The sequence below is a fragment of the Agrobacterium sp. DE0009 genome (assembly GCF_007680755.1).
GTDB classification, from domain to species: Bacteria; Pseudomonadota; Alphaproteobacteria; order Rhizobiales; family Rhizobiaceae; genus Agrobacterium; species Agrobacterium tumefaciens_B.
Genome location: NZ_VEIU01000046.1, coordinates 1 through 336 on the forward strand (window position 1 = coordinate 1; position 336 = coordinate 336).

At 53.6% G+C, this 336-nt stretch carries 2 tRNA genes; both read right to left on the reverse strand.

Annotated features, from left to right (window positions below):
• Positions 1 to 124: 124 nt before the first annotated feature.
• Positions 125 to 200 (reverse strand) — tRNA-Ala (locus FS804_RS24755).
• Between the two features lie 59 nt (positions 201 to 259).
• A tRNA-Ile gene (locus FS804_RS24760) sits at positions 260 to 336 on the reverse strand.

Sequence of the window (336 nt, forward strand, 5' to 3'; positions counted from 1 at the left end):
TTCCAGACATATCTTCTCTTCACAATGTATTCAGAACAGGCATCAGTCCTTAGCAGGACGATGCAAACTTTTATTTCTTCAGAAGGATATTCCCGCGCTACACACCCAAACCGCGTTCCGCGATTGGTGGAGCTGAGCGGGATCGAACCGCTGACCCCCTGCTTGCAAAGCAGGTGCTCTCCCAGCTGAGCTACAGCCCCAACCATCGCAAACACCCGACAGCAAAACCGCCAGGGATCAGGTAAATTCAGCAAACCATTGGTGGGCCCGGGAAGACTTGAACTTCCGACCCCACGCTTATCAAGCGTGTGCTCTAACCAACTGAGCTACGGGCCC